Source organism: Micromonospora sp. NPDC049580, assembly GCF_040675595.1.
GTDB lineage: Bacteria > Actinomycetota > Actinomycetes > Mycobacteriales > Micromonosporaceae > Micromonospora.
Window position 1 is genome coordinate 1 of the sequence record NZ_JBFAPG010000538.1, and the last position, 3961, is coordinate 3961.

The 3961-nt window shown below is 75.6% G+C and carries 3 protein-coding genes; 1 reads left to right on the forward strand and 2 read right to left on the reverse strand.

The features are described from left to right. The coding region (gene lanM / locus AB0J68_RS28590; RefSeq protein ID WP_363941551.1) for a type 2 lanthipeptide synthetase LanM at positions 1-1992 on the reverse strand (1992 nt) is incomplete at its 3' end. 85 nt (positions 1993-2077) lie between these two features. Further along, complete coding sequence (locus AB0J68_RS28595) at positions 2078-2260, reverse strand: mersacidin/lichenicidin family type 2 lantibiotic (RefSeq protein ID WP_363941554.1); 183 nt, start codon at positions 2258-2260, stop codon at positions 2078-2080. A 327-nt stretch (positions 2261-2587) separates the two neighbouring features. On the opposite strand from AB0J68_RS28595, the gene AB0J68_RS28600 reads away from it, so the two are divergent. Continuing rightward, a partial coding sequence (locus AB0J68_RS28600; RefSeq protein ID WP_363941557.1) for an AAA family ATPase occupies positions 2588-3961 on the forward strand: 1374 nt, incomplete at its 3' end.

Consider the following 3961-nt stretch of genomic DNA (forward strand, 5'->3'; position numbering starts at 1 on the left):
GCGCCCACGATCCGAACGTGGCCAGCCACTCCGGCGTGCTGCCACCGGGGTCGCCAGCCGCCAGCGCACCCGCGCGTGGGGCGCGTCGGTGCCGTCCACCCGGGCGGCGAAGGCGGCCTCGATCAGCCAGCGCTGCCGGGCCAGGTCGGCTGGCCCGAGCCGGGCCAGCCGGCGACGCGCCTCGTCGAGTCCGGACCGGGCCAGCAGGCCCGGCAGTCGTTGGCCCCGGCTGCTCCAGAGGTCACGCGAGTCCACCCGGGTGGTGAACATCGGCACGTCGCGGCGTGCCAGGTCGGCGCGCTCCGACGCGACGGTGGCCGCCAGCAGCGGCAGGTCCGCGACCCCCGACCAGAGCCAGTCGTACAGCCGCTCGGTGTCGAGGCCGTCCTGCAGCGCGTCGGTGTGCAGCGCCGCGTCGCGCAGCCGCAGGTACGTGCGGGTGGGGCGGAGCACGACGCGGATCTCGTCGGCGGCGAACGCGGTGAGCGGCCCGTGCGGGGCCAGCAGGTCGTCTCGGACGGCGGCGAGGAGGTGCGTCATCGACTCGAACCCCTGCACCACCCGCGGCAGGTGCGCGGCGACGTCGATCGCCGCGCCGGCGGTGGCGGGGTCCTGCCGGCCCGGCTCGTCGTGGTGGTGACCGGGAGCGCACAGCCGCATCTCGTCGGTCCCCTCGTCCTGCCACGCCGAGCAGCTGCAGCCGTCGCCGACCGGTCCGGCGGCCTCGTCGGCGCGAGGCAGCAGGCCGACCGCGAGCACCGAGTCGGCGATCGCGTCCCCGCCCCGGGCGCTCGTGGACCGGGCGACCGCCGGAGTGAACACGGTCTCCAGGTCGATCAGGACCGGATGCTCACCGTGGGCGACCACGTTCTCCTGGTGGCAGTCGGTGGCGCCGATGGCCTGCAACAGGGCCAGCAGGGCGCCGAACCGGTGGGCGTAGCGGCGCTGTCCGGCCGGCGTGGCGGGCGCGCGGGTGTCGACGTACGCGGCCCAGCCGTACTCGCCGCGCGGCAGCACGGTGAAGGTGTGCAGGTCGGCGCCGCGGTCGTTGAGCCAGGCCAGCAGGTGCTGGAACCGGGCCTCGACGGCAACCGGGCGGGGCTTGTAGACCAGCCGCAGCCCACTGTCGAACGTCGCCACCAGCACCCGGCGGCCGTCGCGGTGGGGGTCGCCGGTCTCCTGGACCTCGACCAGGCGACCGAGCGGGGCCCCGGAGTGCAAGGTCGCCGCGAGCGTCGGCGCGTCGGCGCGGAGCCGGTGCAGGAACTCGACGGTGCGCTCGGCCCAGGCGCGGGTCAGCTCGTACGCCTGCCGGGCCAGGACCGGGTAGTCGGCCAGCAGGTCCAGGGCGGCCTCGGGGGCGCGGTACCGGCCGAAGAACGCCACGAAGCGCTCCTGCGGCGTCGCCCCGGACGACGTGCCGCGCAGCCGGTCGATGTTGAGTTCCAGGACGACGGCCCGGCTGAGGAGCACGACCAGTTCGTCGAGCAGGCCGGTCAGTCCCAGCCGGTCCGCGTCGGCCGGCAGCGGCACAGCGTCCTCGGCGAGGTGACGAGCCTGACGTGCCACCCGGGCGCGGGCCTGTGCGACCAGGGGCGCCACCAGGACGAGGCAGGCGTCGAGCGGGCGGCCGGGCAGCAGGTCGGGGTCGATCTCCCCGTCCGCCGCTCGCGCGTAGCAGGCGAGCAGTTCGTCGATCCATGCCGGCGTCCCGTCAAGACGTGCGGCGAGCAGCTCGGGCGTCTCGTCGAGCAGAGCGAGAAGCATCTGCTCGTCGATGCCCTCGGCCGCCAGCCGGCGTCGCCAGTCCTCGTCGTCGGTGAACGCGCCGGCGCTGCGCCACCGCGACAGCCGCCACCGCGACCGCTCGCCGGGCAGCGAGGCCGTCGGCACGGGCGCGGCCAGCCGTTCGGCGATGCTCAGCGCGGCCAGGAGGCGCTGCTCGACGCGGACACTCGGGTCGTCGGCGGCGCGGTGCGGGTGTTCGGACATGCGGGGCTCCCGTGGCGGTGGGGTGGGCGGAACGACGGGGTCCGGGCCAGGCCCGGACCCCGTGTGGACCCGAGGGTTCGAAAGATCAGCAGACGCAGTGGCAGCACGCCGTGGTGTGGCCGGTGGTCGCGGCGGCGCCGCCGGCCACGGTCTCCAACTGGTCGCGGTCCAGCTCGACCAGACCGGCCGGGTGGGTCTCGACGGCCTCGGGCGAGGCGGCGCGGCGGTACTCGTCCTTCCAGCTGCTGACGATGTCGGTGATGGGCATTCGTGGCTCCTTTCGCGACGACCGTCGGCCTGTCCGGCGGTCGCTTGCAGAAACCAGCGTGCGGGCCACGGGGGTGCCGGCACATGAGTAGCCGCTACCTCATCCCGGGCCGGTGGTGTCACGCGGACGACAACCGAACCGCGCGGTCGGAGCGTCAGGTGTGCAGGCATGTCTGGAAGCTGACGGCGCCACCGGATGGGGGTGTGTGAGGGTGGGGCCCGCGCCACCCAGACCGCCGCGCACACACGGTCCGGCCGAGCGAGCGGATCGAGGACGGAGATGGCGACCGGGCCCGGGGCGGGCACCCGGCCGGTTTGAAGGGGTTCCGTGGCTGCATCAGGGGGTTTCGTCGACGGGGACGCCGGATGGCCGTTCGTCGGCCGGGCGCGCGAGCGTGACCGGGCGGTCGAAGCGCTCACCGCGTCGGCGGGTTGGGGCGTCCTGCTCACCGGCGATCCGGGGGTGGGCAAGAGCCGGCTGCTGGAGGAGGTGCTGGCTGAGGCGCTGCGACGGCAACATGTCGTGCTCCGGGTCACCGCCACTCCGGGCTGGCGCGGCGTGCCGTTCGGCGTGCTCGCCAGCCGGCTGCCCCAGCCGTCGGACGCGAGCGTCGCCGACGTCTTTCGCGACGTCGAGCGCCGGCTGCGCGAGGTCGCGGCGGGCCGGGGCGTGGTGGTCGGGGTGGACGACCTCAACTGGCTGGACGACGCGTCCGGGGCGCTCCTCGAACGCCTCGTCGCGGGCGGCACCGTGCGGGTGGTCGCGAGCGTCCGGGGTGACGCCCTGCACGCGGCGCCGGTCGCGGCGCTGCACCGCTTCCGCGCGGTCGACCGGGTCCACGTGCCGCCCCTGGACCCGGACGAGACCGCAGTGCTGGTGCGCGAGGGGCTCGGCGGCCCGGTCGACGGTCTGACGATCGGCGCGCTGTGGCGGATCAGCCAGGGCAACCCGCTCTTTTTGCGCGAGGCGCTCCGGTGCGGGTTGCGCGACGGTGGCCTCGTCCAGCGCGACGGGATGTGGACGTGGCCCGCCGAGTCGCTGTGCTCCACGCACCTGTCCGACCTCATCGAACAGACCCTCGGCACGCTCAGCCCGGAGGAGGCCGAGGCGTTGCGGTACGTCGCGCACGCCGAGCCGGCTCCGCTGGCGCTGATCGAGCGGACCGTCGACCCGCCCGTCGCGGAACGGCTCGAGGAGCGCGGCCTGATCCGCCTGGTCCGGCATGACACGGGCGTGCTGGTGCAGACCGGCCATCCGCTGTACGCCGAGGTGGTCCGCAACCGCACCGGGGAGCTGCGGGCCCGCCGGCTGCGCCGGACCCTGGCCGAGGTGCTGGCGGGCGTCGACGGCGGCGGCACCGAGGACCGGGCACGGATCGCGGCCTGGCGCTGCGAGGCCGATCTGCCGGTCGATCCGGACGACCTGCTGGCCGCGTCGGAGTACGCGCTACGCCGCCACGACGCGGCGCTGGCCGAGCGGCTGGGCCGCAGGGTCGACTCGGCGCGGGGCGACTGGCAGGTGGGCCGGGCGTTGGTGGCCCAGGGGCGCGGCGACGAGGCCGACCGGCACCTGGCCCGCGCCGCGGCCGACCTCGACGACGCGCGCGACCGCGCCGAGGCGACGGCGCTGCGGGCGCTGAACATGTACTGGGGTGACCGACGGCCCGACCGCGCCCGCGAGGTGATCGACGCGGGCCGTCTC